At 67.0% G+C, this 22,574-nt stretch carries 27 protein-coding genes and 2 pseudogenes; 3 read left to right on the top strand and 26 right to left on the bottom strand.

Annotated elements, in window-relative coordinates:
• Positions 1 to 473: 473 nt before the first annotated feature.
• From RLT59_RS24010 to RLT59_RS23945, 14 genes are all read right to left on the bottom strand, one after another.
• Positions 474 to 1,607: a phosphoenolpyruvate carboxykinase (ATP) gene (locus tag RLT59_RS24010; protein ID WP_311305318.1), complete on the bottom strand. Its 1,134-nt coding sequence runs from the start codon at positions 1,605 to 1,607 to the stop codon at positions 474 to 476.
• A 73-nt stretch (positions 1,608 to 1,680) separates the two neighbouring features.
• A complete protein-coding gene (locus tag RLT59_RS24005; protein WP_311305317.1) occupies positions 1,681 to 2,517 on the bottom strand; it encodes a hypothetical protein in 837 nt (278 codons plus the stop codon).
• A 19-nt stretch (positions 2,518 to 2,536) separates the two neighbouring features.
• Entirely contained in the window at positions 2,537 to 3,469 is a 933-nt protein-coding gene (locus tag RLT59_RS24000; RefSeq protein ID WP_311305316.1) for a lactate/malate family dehydrogenase, read from the bottom strand.
• Positions 3,466 to 4,671, bottom strand: a complete 1,206-nt coding sequence (locus RLT59_RS23995) for a hypothetical protein (protein WP_311305315.1) — start codon at positions 4,669 to 4,671, stop codon at positions 3,466 to 3,468. Before RLT59_RS23995 ends, RLT59_RS24000 begins: the two co-directional genes overlap by 4 nt.
• 426 nt (positions 4,672 to 5,097) lie before the next feature.
• Positions 5,098 to 5,625 (bottom strand): ATP-binding protein, encoded by a 528-nt coding sequence (locus tag RLT59_RS23990; protein ID WP_311305314.1) that lies wholly within the window; start codon positions 5,623 to 5,625, stop codon positions 5,098 to 5,100.
• Positions 5,618 to 6,106, bottom strand: coding sequence for a hypothetical protein (locus tag RLT59_RS23985; RefSeq protein ID WP_311305313.1), 489 nt, complete (start codon positions 6,104 to 6,106; stop codon positions 5,618 to 5,620). Before RLT59_RS23985 ends, RLT59_RS23990 begins: the two co-directional genes overlap by 8 nt.
• Before the next feature lie 181 nt (positions 6,107 to 6,287).
• Complete coding sequence (locus tag RLT59_RS23980) at positions 6,288 to 6,461, bottom strand: hypothetical protein (protein WP_311305312.1); 174 nt, start codon at positions 6,459 to 6,461, stop codon at positions 6,288 to 6,290.
• Positions 6,458 to 6,784, bottom strand: coding sequence for a hypothetical protein (locus tag RLT59_RS23975; protein ID WP_311305311.1), 327 nt, complete (start codon positions 6,782 to 6,784; stop codon positions 6,458 to 6,460). Before RLT59_RS23975 ends, RLT59_RS23980 begins: the two co-directional genes overlap by 4 nt.
• A 241-nt stretch (positions 6,785 to 7,025) precedes the next feature.
• On the bottom strand, positions 7,026 to 8,276 hold the full coding sequence (locus RLT59_RS23970) for a helix-turn-helix domain-containing protein (protein ID WP_311305310.1): 1,251 nt from the start codon (positions 8,274 to 8,276) through the stop codon (positions 7,026 to 7,028).
• Between the two features lie 643 nt (positions 8,277 to 8,919).
• On the bottom strand, positions 8,920 to 9,948 hold the full coding sequence (locus RLT59_RS23965) for a hypothetical protein (protein WP_311305309.1): 1,029 nt from the start codon (positions 9,946 to 9,948) through the stop codon (positions 8,920 to 8,922).
• A 1,024-nt stretch (positions 9,949 to 10,972) separates the two neighbouring features.
• Positions 10,973 to 11,353: a hypothetical protein gene (locus tag RLT59_RS23960; protein ID WP_311305308.1), complete on the bottom strand. Its 381-nt coding sequence runs from the start codon at positions 11,351 to 11,353 to the stop codon at positions 10,973 to 10,975.
• A 2-nt stretch (positions 11,354 to 11,355) separates the two neighbouring features.
• Positions 11,356 to 11,595 (bottom strand): holin, encoded by a 240-nt coding sequence (locus RLT59_RS23955; protein ID WP_311305307.1) that lies wholly within the window; start codon positions 11,593 to 11,595, stop codon positions 11,356 to 11,358.
• Positions 11,596 to 11,659: 64 nt separating this feature from the next.
• Positions 11,660 to 11,788 (bottom strand): hypothetical protein, encoded by a 129-nt coding sequence (locus RLT59_RS23950; RefSeq protein ID WP_311305306.1) that lies wholly within the window; start codon positions 11,786 to 11,788, stop codon positions 11,660 to 11,662.
• Between the two features lie 339 nt (positions 11,789 to 12,127).
• Positions 12,128 to 12,454, bottom strand: coding sequence for a hypothetical protein (locus RLT59_RS23945; protein ID WP_311305305.1), 327 nt, complete (start codon positions 12,452 to 12,454; stop codon positions 12,128 to 12,130).
• A 238-nt stretch (positions 12,455 to 12,692) separates the two neighbouring features.
• On the opposite strand from RLT59_RS23945, the pseudogene RLT59_RS23940 reads away from it, so the two are divergent.
• A pseudogene (locus tag RLT59_RS23940) lies at positions 12,693 to 13,012 on the top strand (transposase); the annotation flags it as partial.
• Between the two features lie 310 nt (positions 13,013 to 13,322).
• On the opposite strand, the gene RLT59_RS23935 reads toward RLT59_RS23940, so the two are convergent.
• Both RLT59_RS23935 and RLT59_RS23930 read right to left on the bottom strand, forming a co-directional pair.
• Entirely contained in the window at positions 13,323 to 14,318 is a 996-nt protein-coding gene (locus tag RLT59_RS23935; protein WP_311305304.1) for an MraY family glycosyltransferase, read from the bottom strand.
• A 212-nt stretch (positions 14,319 to 14,530) separates the two neighbouring features.
• Positions 14,531 to 14,869, bottom strand: a complete 339-nt coding sequence (locus RLT59_RS23930; RefSeq protein WP_311305303.1) for a hypothetical protein — start codon at positions 14,867 to 14,869, stop codon at positions 14,531 to 14,533.
• 823 nt (positions 14,870 to 15,692) lie between these two features.
• On the opposite strand from RLT59_RS23930, the pseudogene RLT59_RS23925 reads away from it, so the two are divergent.
• Positions 15,693 to 15,861 (top strand): annotated as a pseudogene (locus RLT59_RS23925) (IS1380 family transposase); the annotation flags it as partial.
• A gap of 59 nt (positions 15,862 to 15,920) precedes the next feature.
• Here the strand turns inward: RLT59_RS23925 and RLT59_RS23920 are convergent.
• The 6 genes from RLT59_RS23920 to RLT59_RS23895 form a co-directional block, all read right to left on the bottom strand.
• Positions 15,921 to 16,307 (bottom strand): hypothetical protein, encoded by a 387-nt coding sequence (locus RLT59_RS23920; RefSeq protein WP_311305302.1) that lies wholly within the window; start codon positions 16,305 to 16,307, stop codon positions 15,921 to 15,923.
• The gene (locus RLT59_RS23915) at positions 16,304 to 16,558 is read right to left on the bottom strand and encodes a holin (protein ID WP_311305301.1); all 255 of its coding nucleotides are present in this window, start codon (positions 16,556 to 16,558) and stop codon (positions 16,304 to 16,306) included. Before RLT59_RS23915 ends, RLT59_RS23920 begins: the two co-directional genes overlap by 4 nt.
• Before the next feature lie 63 nt (positions 16,559 to 16,621).
• Positions 16,622 to 17,659: a peptidoglycan recognition protein family protein gene (locus RLT59_RS23910; protein ID WP_311305300.1), complete on the bottom strand. Its 1,038-nt coding sequence runs from the start codon at positions 17,657 to 17,659 to the stop codon at positions 16,622 to 16,624.
• Positions 17,659 to 17,922, bottom strand: coding sequence for a hypothetical protein (locus tag RLT59_RS23905; protein ID WP_311305299.1), 264 nt, complete (start codon positions 17,920 to 17,922; stop codon positions 17,659 to 17,661). The genes RLT59_RS23910 and RLT59_RS23905 overlap by 1 nt, the downstream gene beginning before the upstream one ends.
• 113 nt (positions 17,923 to 18,035) lie before the next feature.
• Positions 18,036 to 18,722 (bottom strand): glycine-rich domain-containing protein, encoded by a 687-nt coding sequence (locus RLT59_RS23900; protein ID WP_311305298.1) that lies wholly within the window; start codon positions 18,720 to 18,722, stop codon positions 18,036 to 18,038.
• Between the two features lie 85 nt (positions 18,723 to 18,807).
• The gene (locus RLT59_RS23895; RefSeq protein ID WP_311305297.1) at positions 18,808 to 18,942 is read right to left on the bottom strand and encodes a hypothetical protein; all 135 of its coding nucleotides are present in this window, start codon (positions 18,940 to 18,942) and stop codon (positions 18,808 to 18,810) included.
• A gap of 145 nt (positions 18,943 to 19,087) precedes the next feature.
• Between RLT59_RS23895 and RLT59_RS23890 the strand changes: the two genes are divergently transcribed.
• A complete protein-coding gene (locus RLT59_RS23890; protein WP_311305296.1) occupies positions 19,088 to 19,363 on the top strand; it encodes a hypothetical protein in 276 nt (91 codons plus the stop codon).
• A gap of 250 nt (positions 19,364 to 19,613) precedes the next feature.
• On the opposite strand, the gene RLT59_RS23885 is transcribed toward RLT59_RS23890, so the two are convergent.
• The 4 genes from RLT59_RS23885 to RLT59_RS23870 form a co-directional block, all read right to left on the bottom strand.
• Positions 19,614 to 19,808 (bottom strand): hypothetical protein, encoded by a 195-nt coding sequence (locus tag RLT59_RS23885; RefSeq protein ID WP_311305295.1) that lies wholly within the window; start codon positions 19,806 to 19,808, stop codon positions 19,614 to 19,616.
• Positions 19,809 to 19,879: 71 nt separating this feature from the next.
• Entirely contained in the window at positions 19,880 to 21,250 is a 1,371-nt protein-coding gene (locus RLT59_RS23880; protein WP_311305294.1) for a hypothetical protein, read from the bottom strand.
• Positions 21,250 to 21,657: a hypothetical protein gene (locus tag RLT59_RS23875; RefSeq protein WP_311305293.1), complete on the bottom strand. Its 408-nt coding sequence runs from the start codon at positions 21,655 to 21,657 to the stop codon at positions 21,250 to 21,252. The genes RLT59_RS23880 and RLT59_RS23875 overlap by 1 nt, the downstream gene beginning before the upstream one ends.
• A 28-nt stretch (positions 21,658 to 21,685) precedes the next feature.
• Positions 21,686 to 22,570 (bottom strand): hypothetical protein, encoded by an 885-nt coding sequence (locus RLT59_RS23870; protein WP_311305292.1) that lies wholly within the window; start codon positions 22,568 to 22,570, stop codon positions 21,686 to 21,688.
• Between the last annotated feature and the right edge of the window lie 4 nt (positions 22,571 to 22,574).

The following is a 22,574-nucleotide window of genomic DNA, read 5'->3' as shown; positions in this document are numbered from 1 at the left end:
GCCGCCGAAGTAGGTCCGTACGGGTGTTGGCCATGAACGGTGACGCCCTGCGGTCGACGACGGCCGCTCGCTCGCCCCGATGCCGGAATTCTCGCCCGACGCCGGAATTCCTCGAACGGATTGCCGCCGGCCGGCTCCCCAGGGATGAGATCGCGGTGGTGCCCGGAACCGGACTCGAACCGGACCCGGGCAGGCCGCTGAACAGGCATTTCGTCCCTGACCTGGGCCGCGTCACCCGTTCCGGCCCGTTCGCCCCCGTCCCTTCTCGTTCCGCTTCGCACCCGTGCGCCCGTGGGCGCACGGACCATTTGCGGTGGTTCACGCGAAAGGCCTGAGTGTCTAAAACTGGTCACTCAGGCCTCCACGCCACGCCGGGTGCGACACCGCCACGGGCACCAAGGCCGACGCGGTGCTCCACCTCTTCTATGTCAGCAGCCGCTCGGCGACAGCACCCGGGACACAGGAGCCCAGGGTCAGATCGCGTCCGCGACCTTCCACAGCACCGCGGCGCTCGCCGTGATGTCGTGGCTGAGCCGAACCGCGCGGTGCGGCAGCTCCGCGAGCCGGGCCGCCACCTCGGCGCGGGCGCTCTCCCGGCCGCCGCCATTCACGCCCTGGGCCTGCCCAAAGACGTCCGGATACCGGTCTTCTGTTTGTCCGGACATGAAGTCGGCCTCGCCCAGCGTGCGGGTGCCGTCGACGACGTCCGGCGCCACATCGGCATCGATCTGGGGGAACAGGAGTGCCGCCGCCCTGCCGCCGGTGGCCAGCGGAACGTCGAACAGGCCCGGGAACTGGTCCGGGAACACCTGGACCTTGCGCTCCCTCTTCGCGGTCTCCCACAGCGGCGTGCGGTCGCCGGCGAGCAGCGCCTCGGTCACCGACTCGTGCTGAGTCGGGTGGAAGCTCCCCCCGTCCCGCAGGTGCTCCCGTGCCCGGACGTCCCAGCCGAGCGAGTGGAGCAGGCCCAGGCCGAGCGCGGCAGCGGACGGCCACGGCACGACCTCGACGCCCCGCTCACCGGTCGGCCTCACCAACACCCGGTCGTTGGCGAGGAGCTGCCAGCCGTGCGAGGCGAGCAGCAGCGCCGTGGTGGTCTTCCCGGCCCCCTTGTCACCGAAGGTGAGGATGGTCGCTCCGTCCCCCGGCCGCAGAACAGCGGAGGAGTGCAGCACGGCCCACCCGTCGCGGAGGAGCTGCCCGCGGATCGCCTCCCGCGCGATGCGGGCGGCGGCCAGGGCGAGCGGCTGCGGATCGATCCCGGCGAGAACGAGACGACTGGCGGACGGTGTGCTGCGGTACGCGATCCCTTCCTCCGGCGACGTCGCGATGATGTCCTCGCCGTCACGCGCCACCAGCAGCGCGTGCTTCGCGTAGTCCACGGGCTCCACGGACCGGCCGTCATGGACGAGGCGGGTGATCTTCTCGTAGGCGTCCTGTTTGACGTCTGCGATCACCACGGATCCGGCACACACGGCGGTGGCGTCCACCGGCGCGGCGTTCCACCACGGGCCGAAGTAACGCAGGGCCCAGCCAGTGACCTCCGGTCGGTTGCTGAGCACGGTTACGGCCGCCGCGGCGGCCTCAAGTCGGGTAGCGCTGATCATGCGGAGATCCTTTCGGTAGGGGCAGGTGCATAGAGGCGATGCCACGCGGTCTGGCTCTGTGCCGGCGTGACTGTCAGGGTGATGAGGCAACGCGGTAGACGAGGAATTCGGCTGTCTCCTCTTCCGGATTCCAGGGGCGTGCACGGGAGCGCACGACAAGGCCGGCCTGGCCCAGGACCCGTTGAAGGTGTTCGTGGATCTCGGTCCAGTGGTTCTCGGCTCCGACGGCAGGCCACCAGGTAACCAAGGCGCAGCGGTCGGCCTCGGGCGGCCACACCGTCTGGGTGATGCGGCGAACGCCGACCTGGCCGTGCGGTGACCTCTGGTCCTGCCGGTTCGGGTGGAGCCCGGCTTCACCCAGGGCGTCGCGAACGAGATCCTCCGGCGCCTGCTCCTGCCACGTCCAGCCGTGTCTCTGGTAGTGCGGCGGGACGGGTTTCGTCAGTGCCCAGTCGGAGTCTGCCGGTGCCCTCCTCGGCAGCACACCGCTGGTCATCCGGTACACGAGCAGTTCGGCGGTGAAGTGGAACCGGGGCGAGCAGCGGAACCGGCTCGGTTCCACGACGTAGCCGAGGGACTCCAGAGCTTGAGCGGTCGCGGTGATCCGCTCACGCCAGTGGTCCTCGGCCCCGGCCGGCACCTTGCCCGTTGCCGCGTCACGGCGCAGCGCGGCGTCCGGCGACCAATCCACGATGACGCACAGCTCAGCTCCCTGGGGCCAGGCAGCCTCGGTGAGCACGTACGCGCGGCACACCCCGATATCCGCAGGCTTCTCACTTCGGCCGTAGCGCAGCCCGTCATCGCCGATTCTGACGAACTGTGTCTCGCCGATACCCAGTTCGCGCAGGTGGTAGTTCACCAAGGTCCGACCGCTCTGCGGGTCGGCCAAGGTGTATGCGGGCTCGGTCATGGGCCCTTCGCGGGTCCACTCATTCACTGCGACTCCTCGTGAGGGCAGAAGGCTGCGGCCAGGGGGCGTGTCCGACTATCGCGGTGTAGGCGTCACGGAGACTGCTGGCCGCAGAGTCCAGACGCAGGCGCTCGGAACGGGTCAGCGGGGGCAGGCACGGTACGGCCTGGCCGCCGTTGAAGCGCAGGGGGAGTCCGAGCCAGACATCCCCGTACGGCACGGACAGCTCCTCGATGCCGTCGGCCAGGCCGAGAGTCATGCGGAGCGCGGACAGCACGGCACCGGCAGGGCCGCAGCGGGTCCGGCCGATGCCGGTCCGGATCAGGGCCGGTCGCCGTTGGAGCTCTTCCACGACGGTGCGCACCGGGACGTCGACCGGGCGGCTGGCGACGGTGGTCGTCGACGCGCACACCACGGCCCGGTCGCCGTGCTCGCCGATCACATGGCCGTGCACGGCATCCGGGGGTACCTGGGCATACCGGGCCAGCAGGATTCGGTACCGGGCGGAGTCGAGGTTCGAACCGATCCCGAAGACCCGGGTGCAGCCGGACGCCTCGGCGAAGACCCGGGCCATCAGGTCCACGGGGTTCGTCACGACGAGGACGGTTCCGCCGAACCCGTGCAGCTCCCGGGCGAGGGCGCCGAGCGCGGGGGTGTTCGCCACCGCGCCGCCGCGTCGGATGTCCCGCGCGGCGGTGTTCTTGAAGTCGGTACGGAGGGCGACGACCACCGCATCGCAGCCGTGGAGGTCAGCGACCTCCCCGGCCTCGACCATAGTGCCCGACCGGGCGGAGACCGCGAGGTCTTGGAGGTCGGCGGTAAGGCCGTGAACCTGATCCGGTCGCCGGGACACCACGAGGAGCCGTCCGGGCAGCGCGGCGGCGACCAGGCTCGCGGCGACGGTCTGCCCGACGGCACCCGCCCCGACGATCCCCACCGCCGAGCCGCTCACCGGGCACCCTTGGTGTTGTGCTCCACTTCGGAAAAGACGGCGTCCAGGAGCCTGGGGCCAGCCATCGACCCCACGAGGAGCGCGCTCACCCGGTCCACGAGGCCGGCCACCGTACGGGCCCGTGCGATGAGGGTCTGCTGATGAGGAGCCAGGGGAAGCCCCGGCGGAGCGCTGAGGCAGGTGCTCAGGATGCTCACGGTGTCCATGAGCCACAGGACCAGGACCTCACGGAGCCGGGCCGCTCGCTTCTGCTCGGGCAACGACGCGACGTGCCGGGCGAGCGTCGAGGCGACGCCCTGCATGATCTGTCGTCCGGACTGCGGTTCCGGATGCCCGATTGCGAGCAGGAGCGTCCGGCCGGTGAGCTTCGCGATGTCCGGCTGCGGTCCGGCCGCCCGCTGCATCGCGGGGTCGATGAAGGTGAGCCGGGCGCCGTCGATGAAGACGTGCTCCGGCTTGAGATCCCCGAACACCACGGTGCCCCGGCGGGATGAGACCGCAGAGCCCATCCGGAGCAGCCTCGACACCGTCCCCTGCACCAGCTCCACGACCTCCTGGCGCTCGCGCTCCGGGAGCCCGCTGTCCTGGCCGAGCGCCCGCAGATAGGCCGTCGTGCTCAGGCCGTTGAACTTCCTGCGGAAGACGCCGACGACGGACCGCTCACTGATCTGTGCAGTTCCTCGCAGGTGCTCGGCACGGGCCGGGCTGTGCAGGTCGCCGAGGCTGAGGAGGACCGCGTCGAGGAGAGAACCCGTCTCCCACGGACGTGCGGCCATCTCGTCAGCCAGGGACGTCCCATCCGCGATCCGGGTAAGGAGAACCCCACCATGCAGGCCGGCCGTCTCACACACCCGAGGGCGCCCTATCCTGCGCAGCGAATCCAGATTCTGCGCCTCCCGGACCGTCAGCAGGTCGGGGCTCTGGACGTAGGCGAGTTGAGCGTCCTGGACCTCCTGCCACGTCCCCCCGGCGCCCCGCAGGATCGACACCAGCGACAGCCCCAGCCAGGAGTACTTGGCGAATAACTCCTCGTGGTCCACCGTGACCCGGCAGACGTACGACGTGATGCTCGGGCACTGCGGGCCGAGGACGATCTCCTTGTCCGGCCACAGTTCTTCGACTGAGCGGGCGATGGCCCGCTGGCTCGCGGTGTGCAGCAGCGCCGCGCTCACCGCCGTGTTCTCGCTCGTCGTGAGTGTCACCAGCCAACTCTCCTTTTGGGATGGGGTGTTGCACCCGCTCCGGGGTGGAGGGCATGAGGCAGGCGGCAAAAACGGGAACCGCCTTGGCCCAAGGCGCCACGCGCCCCGCGGATGCTCGGTCGTCCGCTCGCCCTGCACCGGATGAGGACAGAGGGAGCGCGACGGGTAATCAGGCCCGGTTATGGGCGCGGATCAGGGCTTCGATTCGGCGGATGCACGACAAGCAGCAGTAGTACGGGGCATCCCCGCTCTCCAGGCTCTGTGCGGGTCCAAGCCACAGGACGGGAACGTCGGGCGCCTCGCAGCGCCAGCACAGGCCAGTAGTCCACTCTCGGTCCACGAGGCGACTATCCGTCCTTGATTCCGAGGATCAGGGCACTGAGCAGCGAGGCGAGGAGCACCACGTACAGGATCTGACGAGTGCGCTCATTCACCGGGCTCACCCTCCCTAGGGCCAAGTTCGGCCCACACGCGCTTCCCCCACGTCAACGACTCGACGCCCCAGCGTCCGCCGCTCAGCGCGTCCACGATCGCCAGGCCCCGGCCCGACTCCTCTTCCGATCCAGCCGGCCGGAGATCGGGCTGCTTCTTCGACATGTCCACCACGGCGACCCGTGCCCGCTCGTGGCTCAGCCGGGTCACAGTCACCCGGACTGACTCCCGACGCGCGTGCAGGACCGCGTTCGTCAGCAGCTCGCTGATGACAACCTCGGCGGCGTCTTGCAACCCGTTCAGGCCCCACACGTTCAGCGCCAGGTGCACCAGGCGGCGCGCGGCGCGTGCGGATTCGGGAATCCTCGGCAGTGTCTCCGTGTAGGCGGGCAGCGTGCCCGTTCCGGTCTCGACCATGACGAGCGAACCAATCCTGATATGCCGGGAAGCACGTCGGCCGACCGCCCCCGAAGGAGTCGGCACCGCGAGGGCGGCCGGGGTACGGGTGGCAGTCTCAAGCATCCTGGGGCTCCTCCGCGGCGAGGAAGCCCCGGCCCATCGCGACCAGGGCGGCGACGCGCTCCGGGGGGCACAGCAGACCGGGACCGTCGAGCGGCGAGACCCACCAAGGCCCGCTGTCGTCCGGCGCGGTGACGCCGGGCGCGGGGACCAGGAGCAAGGCGCGCTGCGGGTGCATCACGACGCCGGGGATCGGCCGCAGCCTGGCGACGCGGCCCGGCACCAGCGCGGTGTACGACCCCTCGTTGGAGAAGTCGTCCGGACTGTAGAACAGCGGTCCGTACTCCAGCGCTTCAGCGAGGGGCGCCCTGCACGCCTCCGGGCCGTCGAGACCGACAGCCGCGTGGACGACACCGGCCGGGACGATGACGGCCGCGAACAGGAAGCTCGGCCGCAGCCAGGCCGCCCCGCTCTCCTCCCATTCCGCCTTCGCCTGCGCACTTACCGGAGCGGCCGACAACAGCCAGTGTCCGGAGGCGAGCATCCGCTCGGCACGAGTCGATAACGCCGCTGCTTTCGGCGCAGTACTCGCATCAGCCGCCCGGGGGCGTGTCGGAACGAGGCCGGCGGCTTCGTTATCTCTCGCGTGTGTGCTCGGCATCGTCAGCTCCCGGACGTCTGTCCTTGATGGGCAAATCAGCTTTGAACGAGGTGGCTCCGAGACCTCATATGGCGAGGTCGTGCCAGGCGCAGGCGGCGATCAACGAGCCAACGAACGCGAGGAACCCGAAACAGCTCGGGCTGGCCAGCACGCTCAAGCAGTGCCGGTCACCGGAGACGTCTTCTTCCGGCAGGGGCGAAGCCCACTCAAGGCCGCTCGGCGCGGCAGCATTGCTCACGGCCGACGGCTTCCGTCAGGTTGTCCGGGGCCTCGGGCGACAGCCGTTGTGCCGATGCACGCAGCGAAGGCGTGGCGCTCCAGCAGCCACGACAGGACGTCGTCGTCGGTGGGTTCCCATGCGGAGGTGACGATGCCGTCAGCCTGGCCCGTCTCGAACAGTTCGGCGATGCGCGGCCAGAGCGGCCACGTCATGGCGGGCGTTCCGGGCGGTGCCGTGTCAACGAGTTCGGCGACGATCGTCCAGTCTCGCGCCTCAGCGAATACGCGGTGCGAAGCCAGGGGCTGCCCATCCGCGGGCGCCGGCTGGCAGTCGTACAGCACGACACGGACACGAGAGATGCGAGCAGGAAGTCCCTCGCGGAGTCCGCCGCTCGCTGCCTCGGCCAGAACTGCGCGGCGAGCCCGTTGCTGTGGGGTCCGGTTCATGCGAGAACCGTCCCGCTAACGGGGGGCGACCGGAAGAAACGCCCCGTACGACTCTGCCGATTGGTCAGACCGGGAGTCGCACCAGGCGTATGAGTGGCATATGAGTAAGCGTCAATACTCGTACGTGGCGTACGAGTTACAACGCGGTTTTAGCAGTGGCGGGCAGGAAACTGCCAGTTCCGGCCGGGGAGGCGCCGATCAGCTTCAACACCCGGCGTAGCCGCGCCGTATTGGCCAGACCAACCTTCTGAACAATCACGGACGGCAGGGCCTGATGGCGCGCCCAGTCTGGAGCAGCGACAAGGGCCTCCTCCAGGGTGTCGAGCGACGCATCGAACATCTTCGCATCCGCCTGCGCCATGGCCTTGTCCATCGCGTACCGGTTCCGGGCCGCTCCAGAGAGCGTCGACACATCCTTGATCGAGTCGATGAGTGTCAGTGCCTTCCCGGTCTGCCCCAGCGCGACGTTCACACCGACCGCCTGCGTCGTCGCCGACACCGGACCGAAGACGGTCCCATAAGCTCGGTGCTCGGCACCCATACGGGCGCCTGTTGCGTGGGACTGCGACAAGTAGTCGGCCGCCCGCTCCTTGTCGCCCATACGCGAGGCGACGACGGCCGCAAAGTTCACGTGGCTTCCATACGCCACCAGCTGGTCCACGGTCGCCTTCGAGAACATGGGCTCGATGTCCACAGCAGACTTCTCCGCCAGGGCGAGCGCCTCCTCCAGCCGCGCGTCCCGCAGGTAGATCCACGACCGGCCCGACGCCACCAGGGCGGCCCGCATGCCGTCCCCCGCACGGTCCGCCATTTGCTGCGCATGGCCGATGGCTGCGTACGCCAGATCGCGTGACCCCATGAGGTTCGCTACATACGCGGCGAGACGGTAGGCGTCCGCGACGAAGCCCCACCCCTCGGACTGCGCGCTAGCAGGTTGCACGTGCACGTGGGCGCTGGCTTCGGCGAGGAGCAGCGCCGCGACCGCGCCAGCCTCAACATAGTTGCCCTTCCAGTAGAGGTCCCAGCACCGTTTCGTGGTCTGTCGAAGCTCGTCTGCGCTCGGCGCGTTGACGCCCAGGGGTAGCAGCCCGACAGCCGAGTCGTGCACGGCGCAAGACAGTTGGCGCATCGTGGTGCGGTCCCCGTGCTCCATCGCTCGGCGCGGCCCCTGCTGCCCGAGAATGACGGACGTGTCGACGCGCAGCGCTGCGGCGATCTTCATGAGCGTCGGCAGGGTGAGCCGCTTGTCCTGCTCCGCCCCCTGGATCGTGGGAAGCGACAGGCCGGTCATTTCCGCGAGATCCGACTGCCGGATGGTCTTTCCCCGCAGGATCTTGATGCGCTCGCCGGTGGTGTACTCACTCCAACGTGGCATGCTGGTCTCCATTTCTAGCGTCCACTAGGAACGGTACTCCCGCCGCGCGGACCGGTATCGGCGGAAGGGCCTTACGAACTTCTTTCGTGAGGCCCTTCCGCATACACGTTGACCGTCCGGCCTGCTTGAAGTGATGGTCCGCGCCGGCGGCGGAGGCGCTCCCGGCTCCTGACCGGCCCGGGCACAAAGGCGCCCCGCTCGGGAGGAGCGGGGCGCCTTCACCGTGCAGGGACTACGGCTTCAATGACCACCCGCTGTCCGCTTCGTCCGTGAGCGTGATCCGGCCACCATGCGCGCAACGGGGCGGTCGCCGATGGGCAGCGTGACCCGGTAGCGATCCTGTCCCGTCGGCCGGGGCTTTATGGTCACAGCGACGCTGGCGCCGACCTGTCGCGCGGCTTGACGAATCACGCTCAGCGTGCCCTCCAACGGTAGGCGGAGGCCCAGCAACAATGGGAAGAACGGGCACCTATTCGGCAAGGGCCTCAACCCCTTTTCGCTCAAGGCCCGTTCCGCTTGAATGCGCTGGCGCCGCCCCATTGGCGCGGCGTCAGCGCTTCTCGTCACTCGATCGATGAGGTGAACTCTTCAGGCCACGGTCTCACTGCACGCAAAGGCCGGTGCACCCGTCGGGAGCGAAGCACCTCATCCGCTACTACTTGGTGCAGGGCAGGCAGGCATCAGAGTTGATCCAGTGGGTCCACCGGGGGCGCCCTGCGTTCTGAGCGACCTTCACCGACACCTGGTGCTGAGTGGCACGGGTGCCCTCCTCCTTGCCGGCCCAGTAAGAGCTCATCTGGCCGTTCTGGGCATACTTGTGGATCTTCTGAGTCTCGCAGTGGGTGTAACTGCCGCCAACGGACAGAGGGCCGACCGACACGGAGATACTCTTGTCCCTGCACGAGCCGTTAGAGTCAGCGGCAGGAGCCCAGTCATCCCACTTCACAGCCGGGCCCTTGGCGGCATTCCGCTCTACACCGTGACCGCAGGACGTAAGAAACGTGGCTGTGTTCTTATGGCATGAGGAGGGCGCCTTGACGCTGTAATAATTCCAGGTCGAGTTGCCGTCGTACTTCGTCACGTAGTCCGACCAGCAGGAGTCGTTGTACGAGAAGTACACGTTATCGCCGAGGAATGACTTGTACTGCGCCTTGCGGGAGAAGCAGTCACTCGCGTACTTCTGCGTGTACGGTGCGACTCGGGCAGCCACATCTGGATCGTCGTTGACGTCCTCCGGGGCTGTTTCGTCCCAGAACACGTCAGCCTTACATCGACTTTCCGCCACGTTTGGGTTGTAGTTGGGGTCTTGAAGAATGTCGGCGCTGACCTCGTAGCGGATGTTCTCTACGGTTCGCGGGGCAACGAGCAGGTCTTGCACATACGTGTCGCCTTCAGCGTCCACGCACTTAACCCCTGGGGCGATCTGCGAACGGATCTGAGTCATGTTGACTTGCAGGACTCGGTAGTCCGTTGCCAGATCCGCTGCACTCCGAACCGCAAGCTGTGGCGCGTCGCCGCTGACGCTGGAGGCGAACTCCGTGAGCGCTCTCCGCCCCTCTGCCGACGATGTGATGTCGCCGGAGTTCGACGACGTCACAGCAACAGATTCCGCACCGGTGGCCGCCTGAGCTGTGCTCGAAGCCGTTACGCCTCCAAGCAGCACTGTAGCAGCAGAGATAGCCACGGCGATTCTTCGTCTCGTTGCTCTCATTTTACCCTCCCCTTGGTTTCTCTGGACGAAGGGAATAGTGCATCACTTGCGTTGCTCCTGTCTCGACCTTTTCGAAACTTGAGCAAAGCATGAGGTCCGAACTCATGCAGAGTGGGTTCAAAAACCCGGGCCTCTATCTTAATGTGACCCGTAAAGAATAGCCGTTACTCAAATGTGCGCGCCGCACACAAAAACGTAACGGGCGCCCCATTTCGGTCATATTGCAACGAGTCGCCCATGTCGGTCCCATAAGGCTCAAGCAGCCATCAGATTTGGTGAGTTTCGTCGTACGGAAGCCAAGGAGAAAGCAGACTGTGCTCAGTTAAGATCCATAGGGCGCACGGTGGTTCCGATGGGCTGCGTCTCAGCAAGGACTGAGGGCCCCTCGCCCCATACCGGAGGAGACTCATGAAACGCGGACTTGCCTTCGCCGTCGTAGCAGTAGCATCCCTCGTCACAGCGTGCGGTACTGGTACGCAGAGGCATGAGGCTGCCCCGACGACTGCTCCAGCAGTCAGCGAGAAGGAGGCGGTTGCAGTCCTCAAACAGGTGGCAGCCGCCCCTGCGGGTGGAGATGGAGTCGACTTCTGCAAGAAGTACGCCTACCAAGTCGGTGCGTGCCAAGCCGTCTGGAAGGAAGCCGCCGCGAACTGCCTCAAGCCAGCCGACCCACCCCGCGTTTTGCGCACCGCGCCAGTGAGAAACTCAAAGACAACTGCGGGGGGGCGTGTCATCGAAGTCGAAGGCCTTACCCGTGGGGGGCAAAGATACGTCTCCCAGGTGTTCGTCACCGCGACCTCCGGCCAGCCCCAATCCTCCATCGGTGTCTACTGGGCCGGAGTCGGTTTGGACGGCTCCCCGCTGTCAGAAAAGAACAAGGTCCCACAGAGTGAGTGCCCGACGAGGAAGTCCACTAGCTGACATCTCAGCAGTTTCGGGGGGGGATCTTCCGGTCCGTGAAACCTTCCGTCCCCAGAACCACGGGGGCGGGTGGCCATCATGAGGTTGCGGCCGGAGGTCTCGCAGCCGGCGGAGATGCGATCGGGGCACCCTCGTCCGGGCAGAGCTGGGCCAGCCTGTGGTTCGCGAGGTCCACGGCATCCCGGAGGCTGGCCCCGCTGTTGGGATACATCTCATGCTCGACGGCAGTCAGCCGGTCCTCGATACCGGAGACCCGTGCCATCACACCGGGGCGGCCAGGCACACCGGGCCGGTCTGATTCGCCGGTCCAGTCATCCATGAACTCATCCACCCTGCCGACCAGGTGCAGCGCGCCACGGACCGCACGCCACACCGCAACCACCGCGCCGGCCAGCACGGTGACAGCACCGCCCCACACCAGGATCACGTCCACGGCCTCGATCCCTGTGCCGTCCATGCTCACCCCTCCTCGGGCGCAGGCGCCCGAGGAGGGGTGTAACGGGTCCTCCACCCTGCCGCGAACGTGATGGTCGTGGGCACGAGGGCCAGGGCGAACGGGCTGAGCGCATCAGGCATCCAGGAGAGCAGCCGCGCGTCGTCCTGGACGGTCGCGAGGATGGCGAGGATGCCGGTCGAGCTGAGGTAGGCCGCGGCCGTAGCCCAGCTAACCTTCTTCTCCACCGGGGTACGAGTGGCCATGAGAGCAGTCCTTTACAGGTTGATGACGTAGGTCCGTGTGGTGATGGCGGTGGCCAGCGCGCCGCTACGGCCAGTAGAGGATCTGTGCCTGGCCGGACACCAGGTCGTGTGTGGCCTGGTCACCGAAGACGGCGTACTCCACCCCCAGTGCGGCGCCGGCATCGACATGCCCGCCCCCATTGGTCACGTCCACGAAGGTGTCCCCGTCCGTGGCGACGCGCTCGACGATCTGCCCGCTCTTGGTGCGCTTGCCGCCCTGGTCTCGAAGAACCGCAGCTGCACCGTCGCCCCCGCCGTGATCCCGGCCAGGTGCAGCGTCACCGTGCCGGAGTAGTGAGCAGCGCCGTTGACCATCGGGCCGGACAGGGGCACAGTCAGCCACTCGGCGCCCGGACGGGCCGCGACCTTCTTGACCGGGGGGTTGGCTCGTGTGGGCGCATTTTCGCTCGGCCGTCGGCAGGTCCGGGCACCACCCGCGCATGATGGTCCGGGCTCCGATCGTCAGCGTCAGGCAGTAGTGGTCCACGGGTGGCTACGCCTCGTCGGTGATGATCTTCAGGACGGCGCCCACCTCGCGGGCGGCCTCCCGCAATACGGCGAGCGTGTCGGTCAGCGACACTCCAGTGCGACCGCTCGGGGTGGTGGCGACGAGGCACGGCATGCAGGTGCCAACCCATCGGCGACCGTGCCCGGGAGTATGCGCGATTCCGACCGCACTGGACGGCTGGCCGCAGAGCAGGCAGGGGTGCCGCGCTTTGAGCCGCTCGGTTCCGGCGTCCCACCGCGGCGTCTGTGGCGGCGCCGGGTCCAGGGCAGACAGGTCTACGCCGAGGGATCGCAGCTGGTCAGCGTCTTCCATGCGGACCTCCTCGCTCACTCAAGCATCCGGCGTAGAGTAGAACATATGTACGGCTTTCCTGCTGATCTGCCACGCCTCCGCGCCCTGGAGCAGCAGCTCACCATCTGGATCGGGCACGTCCGCGCAGCCGTCACCGCAGCAGAGCAGCAGAAACTCGAATCGCGGGAGGGAGAGTACGGCGACCACCAACGCCAGACTGGGTCCTGGAGGCTGGGCATCAGCCAAGGCGCACCACCACAAGATCCACCTCGTGGTCGACGGGCATTCCGCGCACCGCTCGAAGAAGGTTCAGGGGCTGGCTCGCGGACCACGCCGAGGAGATCGAGCTGCACTTCCTGCCCCCGTGCAGCCCCGAGCTGAACCCTGATGAGCTTGTCAACGCGGACCTCAAGCACAGCCTGCCCAAGAGCCACGGCGCCAGGAGCCAGGAGCCAGGCCGAACTCGCCGCCGAGACCCGCCGGTTCTTCCGCAGACGCCAACGCCAGCCCCACATCGTCCGCGGCTACTTCCACGGCCCCCACGTCCGCTACACCCTCAACGAGAACCCTTTGAGTTAGTGACCAATAGGAGCCGACGAGGAGGTAGGCACAGGCTTTTCCCTATGCGAAGATGTTAAGAACTGGCCAACGATGAGGTGCGTTATGGCAGATGATCCCTCCCTTAACTCGTCAAGGAAGATCACAGACCGCGAAATTGCTCGTTTGGTGAGGCGCGGCATAGACGAAATGTCTGACGACCCTGACGCAGTGGAGATCCATGGGAGAATTCAAAGAAGAGAGGAATTGGAAGAGGATCGGTCCCATAAAGCTCGGTCCGACAGATCAGCAGTCGTCGGATTCTTGGCCGGACTGGCAATCTTGACGATTGTCATCGTCGTCTCCATCGCCACTTTTCATCCGTAATGTGCGGAGCGAATAGCAGTATCAGACCGCTGATTGCGAGGGCGCCAATGATCAATATCGTTCGACCGCTTGGGGCTACTGAGTACGCTACGGCCCCGAACGAGAGCAAGGCGGACCAAAAGTACATCACCAGCACAGCCCGTGGGTGAGTATGCCCAATTCGCAAGAGGCGATGGTGAAAGTGCCCTTTGTCTGCTGCGAACGGAGACTGCCCGCGCAGTATGCGCCGCGCGACTGCCATGGAAAGGTCGGCGAGCGGGAGCGCAATTATCAACGCTGGTAGCAAAACGGCTAGGTACAGAGGCGTGGAGGCATAAACAGCACTGCGCTCTCCACCCAGTTGACGCGCAAGGGAATCAGGATCTACTTCGGCTAGAAAGGAGATGCAGGAGCCTGCAAGAAGGAGCCCCAATAGCATCGAACCGGAATCACCCATGAAGATGCGCGCCGGGTGTGAATTATGCAACAAAAATCCAACACAGATCCCGACCGTGATCGCCGATAGCATAGCGGCGGGAGCCGCAGCCTCTATGCCGTGGCCGAACCAAAGCCTGTAACAGTAGACGAAGAACGCAGTTCCCGCGATGGCGACTACGCCAGCTGCGAGCCCATCAAGGCCATCAATGAAGTTCACGGCGTTAATTGAAACAAGCAGGATGATAACGGTCACGATGACGTTGAGGGGAGATGCCAACACAACATTTCCGACGCCGGGGATCGGCAGCCACAATAGGGTAACGCCTTGCCATGACATCACCCCGGCAGCCACAAGCTGTGCACCCAATTTAACAAGGGCCGTCAACTCGAGTCTGTCATCCAACACGCCCGTAATCCACAAGAGTAGGGCGCCCGTGAAAATTGACCGGATATCGTTCAGATTATGGGTGGATTTAAAATCAGGAAGGTGCTCGGCGACAACGAGAGTGGCAGCGAGGCCTGCGAACATCGCTGCGCCGCCCATTCTCGGGGTGGGAGCTTTGTGAACGTCACGGTTTCGCACTTCCGGAAGGCTGCCAGTCGCGATGGCCGCATGGCGGACTGGGCCGGTCAGCAGTGCGGTAACTGCAGCCGCAATGCAAAGTAGAAGTAGATAATCGCGCATTAGGTGGCTCCCAAGCCCACGTGCCCGAGGGGCGGCCGCGCAGTGCGTGGCCGCCCCTCGGATCATTTAGTTCACGCCTTGCCGAAGCTGTACGTGCAGTCCCGCTTCGCGCTGTTCTTTACGCGGCACACTGTGATGTCAACTGTGGAGCCTTCAGGAACCTGCTTCCGAGCAATGTGCTGCGGTTCGTTGTCGCAGAAGGCGGTCGAGCCGTTGGCATCCTCCAACGTGACCGAGCCGCCTTTCCAAGACCAATGCGCCCAGGCTGCCATGCCGTCCTTCTTCGTGTCGCACACCTGGAAGGCTTCCTGGTCATAGCCGCCCCAGAAGATCGCCTTGCCGCCGTACGTACTGCCACCTTCCGACGTGTAGGTGACGGTCGTCTTCCCGGCTGCCTGTGCGGGCGCCATGGTGAGAAGGAAGGCCGCAGGGACAGCAACGAGTGTTGTGGCTACGTGCTTGGCGCGTATGCTACCGATGGAGCGCATTACATCCTCCAGGATGTTGAGTTCCGACTCATGGGGCTCCTGGCCATTGCTTGCCGGCACCCGGCCGGGGGCCCCATCTCTCCCAATGCACGCCGCCTTCAGGGTGGCTGACTACTTCCCACCCGTATGCGGCATGTCGTGGCGTGCCACGACTCCCCACGTGTCGAGCGATGGGCCCCCAGCGGTCGGCCCGAATCCAAGGCGTGGAGTGCAGCCCGTCCGCAAAGAACGGTCGCGGCATGCCGCAGAACCGTCGTCATCCCCCGCCGTTTTGTCGCACACGTGGTCGAGTCGTGAAGCGCCGGGGCGAACATAGACCAGCGCGCTCGGCGCTGTCACCTGCGAAAGTCCTCTGGTTTGTCACTGATGCATCACGTTCGGTCACATTGTCGACCGGATCTCGTGAAAGATATGTGGTGATCGCCGCAAAAAAGGGACCTTTACCTTCAGAGCGTCATCACTTTGAGTTCGTTGCGCACGCAAATTGTGAACTCAATCACAATGCGTGTTGCTGCCGTGTCGTCCGAGGCCGACACGGCAGCAAGATAGAATGGTCAGTAGGCCAGGAGCGTCTCGGCGATGCCATGTGGCTGGATAGGCAAGGACACTTCCCAACCCCTTAACCTCGGGCTTTCACGTGGCTGAGGTGTCCGATGCATGGACCGGAAATGCGACGAGTGCTCCTGACCTGCAACGATGGATTTGTCTGGGGTCCAGGTCGCCGCATGAAAGAAGCACTCCCCAGGTGAAGAAACGTATCGGGCCCTATCCGCGTGTCCGCATCGAGGGCGGTGGCCTCCCAGGCCGGAGGGGTGCTGCTGGTCGAGACGGTCCGCAAGAGCTGCCTGGACACCGCGATATCGGCGGCGCTCGCGCCGTGGCGGCGGCCTCGGGCGGTGCAACTGCCGGCCCGACATAGATCTCGGCTTTCTGTAGCCCCGCACGGGACGCTGACCGTGCGGCCTGCCCAGCCTCAGGAGTTCCCACCGGCGGGAGCGGGTGACGGGAACTGAGCACTGCGGTCGGGGTCGTCCGGGCACATCAATGCCAGGCGCTGGTTCGCGAGGTCTACGGCATCCCGCAGCGACTCGCCCGAATTCGGATACAGCTCGTGCTCAACCCTGGTCATCCGGTCCTCGAACCCGCCCAGACGTGCCATAACCCCAGGGCGGCCAGGCACCCCGGGGCGCTCTTCCGCCCCGGACCAGTCATCCATGAACAGCTCGACGCGCCTGCTCATGTGGAGCACCCCGCGCGTGATGCGCCACAGCGCGGCGCCCGCCGCCATGACGACGGACCCCACCCCTCCCCACACCAGCACAGCGTCGATAGCCGGGATACCGGTCGCTTCCACGCTCACTCGTCACCGTCCAGGTCAGCAATAGCCGCGGGTACGGCGCGCGGGGTGTGCTTGGCCTGCCACCCGGCAACGAACGTGATGGCCGCGGGAACCAGGGCGAGAGCGAACGGGGCCGCTGCATCAGGCATCCAGGACAGCAGCCGTGCATCGTCCTGGATGATCGCGAGCGATCCCAGGAGCCCGGTCGACGCAATGTAGGCCGCGGCCGCGGCCCAGCTGACCTTGTTCTCCACGCGGGTGTGAGCGGCCATGAGCCAGCCCCTTTCAGATAGTGGCGGTGGTTCCGTGATGGGTGACACGACGGGAGCTCGACGTCACTTCCAGTAGAGGAGCTGCGCCTGGCCGGACAGCAGGTCGTGCGTACCGGCGGAGCCGAACACGGCGTACTCGACGCCAAGGGCGGCGCCGTCATCGGCGTGCCCGCCCCCGTTGGTGACGTCCACGAACGTGTCCCCGTCCGTGCCGGCACGCTCGACGATCTGGCCGGTCTTGTGGCGCTTGCCGCCCTTGGTCTCGTAGAACCGCAGCTGCACCGTCGCCCGGTCCGTGACGCCGGCCAGGCGCAGCGTCACGGTGCCGGAGTAGTGCGCGGCGCCGGTCACCAGCGGACCGGAGAGCGGCACGGTCAACCACTCACCGCCCGGACGGCCCGCCACCTTCTTGACCGTGGGATTGGCTCGCGTGGGCATGTCGTCCTCCGTCGTGGGGTTCCAGCTCGCTGGGTGCTCCAGCCGCTCCGCGACGTCCGCGCGGAGGGCTGGCATGGTGAATCCGACCGGGTCGACCTTGTCGTTCGACCACTCCCGGTGCCCGATCGACGACTTGCCTTCCAGACCCCAGTCGTCGCCCTTGGCGCGGTGAGCGCGGATGAGAGCGGCCTGGGTGCGCACGATCGCGTCGTATTGGACGGCCGACCACGGGTCTTCGCCATCGCCGAGGTTCTCGCATTCCCACCCGTAGAAGTGCCGGTTGCCGTCCGTGCCATCGAGGTTGCCTCGGGTCGGCGGGGACGGGTGGGCGCCATAGGACTCGTTGATCACCTGGTTGAGCACCCTGGGGCAGCCGCCACCGGCGTGGTTGGTGCGGCCGTACCCGACCAGGTACACCCGCCCATCCTTGGCGATCATCCCGTGGCACAACGGGCCCGGCAGTTCGGGATAGCCATCCCGGACGATCGCGACGGTGGCCGCGGTGCCAGACGTAACCGTGTGGTGGACGAGCGAGCCGTGCACCGGGCCCCAGGCCCCTTTGTGGTTGCGGTTATGAGTACGCCAGTCCCCGACCTCCACGACCGTCACTCCCTCCGCACGCAGCGCCTTCAGTAGCTGGTCAGCAGTCAGCGGTGCGGCCATCACACACGCTCCGGCCAGTGCCAGGTGCCGCCGAGCTGGGCACCGGTGTCGTCGTGGACCGAGCCGCCCGCATCGAGCGGGTGGAAGAACAGGCCCGTCGGATTCATGACGCACAGCCCGACTCGGCCGGGGTCCTCCGGGTCTACTTCCGTGACGGTCGCGGAGCGGCAGGTCGGCGGGAAGACCTGGCTGCCGTCGCTGCGCAACGGGGTTCCGTGACTGACGTAGTGGACCGTCCTACCGACGGTCGGCTGCTGGGACATGCGCACCTCCAGGGGAGTGCCGGAGGTGTCCGGACAGTGTCCGGACACGCGAGACTTGAGGGCCGCGACCTGCGCGGACACTGTCCGAAGCGATGTCCGGAGTCGACCGGACATCAGCCGTAGAGCTCGATGATCACGATGCCGAAGCCGCCGTCCGCACCAGGCTGTGCCTCGCCACCGATGGACACGGCACCGCCTGCTCCGCCACCCCATCCACGTGCTGAGGTTCCCGGCCCGTGGGTCGCCCGCCCGTACCCTCCGAACCCGAGGTGGGAGGCCCCGCCCATGCCGGCGAGGCCGGAACTACCGCTCAGCCGGATAGCCCCCTCACCGGCTCCGCCGCCCATCGCGAGCTCTCCGGACCCGCCGAACGGGCCGGGGATGCCGCTGGCCGTCGTGGCGCCGGTACCGGAGGTCATGCTCGCCGTCCCGCCGTCACCGCCGTTGGCCACCACCAGGCCGCCGAAGCTGCTGCTGCCCCCTGCGACGCCGGGCTGGTTCGCGGAGCCGCCCAGCCCACCCGCGCCGACCACGATGGTCTCCACCGCACCCAGCAGGGAGACGTCCAGGAGCGACGACGACCAGCCGCCGCCCGCACCACCCGGCCGGAAAATGGCCTCGTTCTGATCGGAGTCGGCGCCGCCGGACCCGCCCCCGCCGCCCTGGACCTGGACCCGCACACGCGACAGCCAGGGGTAGTCGCCCTTGACGAACTGGTGGGTCCCTGGGGAGCTGATCGAGATCACGTCCCGCAGCCCCATCGTGCCGGGAACGAGGCAGAGTTCACCTTCATCATTCACGACGAAGTACTCACCACAGGCGCAAACGCTCGCTATCGGACTCACCCCACAACTGCGTAGTGTGTCCGGCCCACAACCAGCGACATCACGAGGTTAGCTCCCTCGGCGGCGCTGGAGTGGAGATCAGGTGGACGGCGATGCCGGCTCCGGCCGGGACGGCGGGCAGAGGGGAGGAGGCGGCCAGGCGCTCCGCGTAGGTGCGGGCGGGGCTGTCGGTCATGTGGGGCCTTCCGGGTGGGGTGGTGAGTGGATACACCTCCATTCTTTCCGTAATGGATTGAGCGAAACCAGATAACCGAAATGAATTTATGGAATCTGTTGTCCGTACCGGGTTTGCCGAAACGGACTCGTGGAACACTCGGGGCATGAGCCGAACCGGACCGCGCAACACGTATGCCGACTACCAGCCCAGCGAGGAGATGCTGGCCGCGATCAAGGATTGGGAGGACGTCGTCAAGCTCGAAGAGGAGAAGCGGCACGCCGCCCGCGCGGCCGTCGCCAAGGAGCTGCGCACCGCTCAGGTCTCCCACGGGGCGCTCGCCCCGCACACGCCGTGGACCGAGGGGACCATCACCGGCATCGCCCGGGAGTACAAGGTCCCCGGGCTGCGCCAGCGCAAGACGTCGCCCAGCGAGGACTGACCGGGTCGGTCAGCTCGGGCGTTTCGGCTCTGCGTGCTTCGCCTGGATCCGGGCGATCTCTACCTTCGCGCGCGCAACGACCGCGGTTAGCGCGACCGCGCAGCCGCCGAGGAGAACCCATACGAACGCCGTCGTACCCGCCATGACGCCACCCTCCGAACTGCACCTTGGACGGGGGAGCGTACCCCCTCCGCACACGCGAGAGGCCGCACACGAATCGTGTGCGGCCTCTCGCGTGTGCGGCCCTGTTCTACAGGTGCCGGACGGCGATCGTGATGACGATCGCGAGGATCATCAGGCTGCCGACGAGCCACTGCCCCGAGGGGACGTCGGAGAACCGGAACGGCTCGGGCTCCTCGGCCTGGGCGGCGCTCGCTCGGGCGCAGCAGCAGCACTGCCCGTGCGGAGTGTGCTGGATGTGGCTCATCACCGTTGCCTCCCTCATTTCAGATCACCTCCATCATGACGGACTCCTCGCCCTTCGGCTACAGGTTGCACTCGTTCCGCGACCGAGCGTCAGTGCCTTTTGTACTGCTCGATCCTCCAGGCGCACGGCTTGGACTCGTCCTGCACCCACCGGTAGCCCTGCGTCAGCTCCGTCGACGTCCAGACGTTGCCCTCTACACACAACCCCTCTCGGGGGCCGCTTTCGGCGTTGTTGGCGTTGGCGTTGGCGGGCTGACCTGCGACAACATCGACCCCCTGGAGGTCTCCCTGGGAGGAGGGCAGCGGCGGGATGTCTTCGCGGTGCACGCCGGGCCCGTTCCCGGCCGGTGTGCGCACCCCCGGGCGGTGGGTGATGCCGGCCTCTGTCAGCACCTCTTTTACGGCCCGGGTGTGGGGGAGCTGGAGGTGCTGAGCGAGGGCGGTGTGCAGCACTCCACTGCCCCCTTGGTAGAGGTGGTGGAGAGCCCGGATCACGGCCTCGGTGGAGGGTGCCGCAGGGGCCTCTTCCTCGGCCTCTTCCTCACCTTCGGCGGGGTCCGCTTCCGGGGTCTCGATGTCGGTCTCGGTGGGGTCGACCGGCGGCTTCTCGGGGGGAGTCGCGCGGCGGTCGAGGAGGCGGGCCAGCCGGCCCTTCCGGGGAGGCTTGGGCGCGTCCTCCTTCGACACCTCGGCGGCCTTCTCGGGGCCCTCTTCCTTCTTCTCCGGCGCGGCGGCCTTCCTCCCGGTGCCGCCCTTCTTCTCATCGCCCTTCGTCGTCTTCTTCTTGTCGTCGGCCTTCTTCGCAGGCTTGCTTACGGGAATCTCGATGTGGCCCGACGCGGCCAGGGCGACGGTGATGACCAGCGCGATGACAAGGAGCAGCCAGGCGTCCGGGTACTTCTGCGACAGCCGCACGACGGCGTAGACGAGGAACGCGGCGCCGGCGAACCGGGCGCCGAGGCTGCCCCGCTTGCCGTATTTCCCGGACAGCCATCCGGCGACGAGGACCAGGAGTACGCCGATCCCCCGGCCATACCAGGCGGCCATCTGAACGAGGTCGCGCAGCACCCGGCCGATGCCGTGCAGGACCCGGGCGGTGCCGTACCGGAGCGGTGGGCCGGCCGTCTTGCCGACCTCGACAGCGAGCGCGCGCAGTTCGGAGACCGGGAGCTGGCGCACGTCGTAGTACGGCTTGAGGTCGGCGAGCAGCCCGTGCCGCTCCCCTACGTCGTCGCCCTGGTCGTCGTCCTCGGGCTTCTCGTCGTCGGCGACGTCGTTCTGGTCGTCGGGGCCCTGCTCCTCCTCGTCGGCGCGAGCGTCCTCGATCTGGCGGGCGTCGACCGGGGTCTCGTCGTCCGCCGAGGGCCGCGGGGCGACGACGACGGTCGGGATAGACCAGTCCCCCGGCCCCGGGGCCTCGTCGGGCTCGGGGTCGGGGACGGCGTGCAGGTGGGCGGCCATCAGGCGAAGCTCTGCATGATCGCCTGGATCTTCTCGGCGAGGAGGGAGAACCCTCCACCCGCGCCGGAGGCGATGTACCAGTAGAGGATGCCGATCACGGCGACCTGCCGGGTCGTAAGCTTCTTGTAGAGGATCACGCCGGTGACGAACAGGGCGATGCCCGCCATGGTGGTGCGCTGGACGACTTCGCCGAACAGGGAGAGCAGGTCGTTGATGAGGCTGGACACGAGGTCGAAGGGCGTCCCGGATGCCTTGTACGCGGCTCCGGCGACCATGGCCAGGAACAGCGTCCACCACCAGCCGATGGGCTTGACCTTGCCGCCGGTGGTGGTACCGAAGAAGAGGATGCCGGTCAGGCCGAGGGCGAGGCCGGGAGCGCCGAAGGCGGGGATCAGGCTGCTGCTCATGCTGCTTTCCGTTCGGGGAGGGAGGCGGTCAGGCGGCCGGATCGCCGTACAGCAGGACGCCGACGATCATTGAGACGAGGGGAATGCGGGCGGCCAGCGCGAAGGGCGGGAACCAGTTCCGGGTGCGGTAGTCGAGGACCCAGATTCCGACCGCGATGCCGTACCAGACGCACACGTAGAAGTCGGTCCACGAGCTGTAGTTGGCGACCAGGTAGGCGACCTCGTCCGTGAAGAACTGCGGGACGCCGAGGTAGAAGCCGGCGCCGAGCGCGACCCCGTTGTAGAGCAGATGCCGGGTCTTCTTCGGCAGCGCTGTCCACGCCTCGATCCCGGACTTCTTGCCGTCCTCCGAGGTCTTGCCGTACACGGGGCGGGCGTACGTCTTCTTGCCGTTGCCGCGCATGGTCCAGCGGCGGCGGACAGCGGCCGGGACCTTGTCGACAGGGTTTCCGTCCTCATCGACCTCTCCCCCGTCGCCGTCCTCGTCGGTGATGTCGGCGAGCTCGTCGTAGTCGTCGGGGACGCTGAGCTGGGTCTCGCATTCGGCGCACCAGTACGCGAGGAGATGGCCGGTGACCTTGTTGCGGACCTCGTGGGGCTCCGGGTGCTCGCACTGCTTCGGCTTGGGCGCGGGGACGTGATGGGGAACGCCGTTGATCCACTTAATGCCGCCGACGCCAGGGCCCGCGGAGATGTCCTTCTTCGGCTCCCACCAGGCGGGGAGCCGGCCGCCGCCGTGGGCCGGCTGGGCGGGGACCGTCGGCGGCTCGGCAGGCATGGGCGGGACCTCGGGCTCCGCGTCCTCGCCCCTCTCGGGCTCGGCCCGGCGGCGGAAGGCGAACACGTCGCGAACCCGGAACGAGGTCTTCGCCGGGGCCTGGTCCTCGGTCTCGTCGTCGGTGGGGCTGTCCACGGCG

Origin of the sequence: Streptomyces sp. ITFR-6, from assembly GCF_031844725.1 — a bacterium.
Taxonomy (GTDB): domain Bacteria; phylum Actinomycetota; class Actinomycetes; order Streptomycetales; family Streptomycetaceae; genus Streptomyces.
The sequence above is the reverse complement of the archived record's forward strand: the minus strand, read 5'-3'. Positions and strand labels throughout refer to the sequence as shown.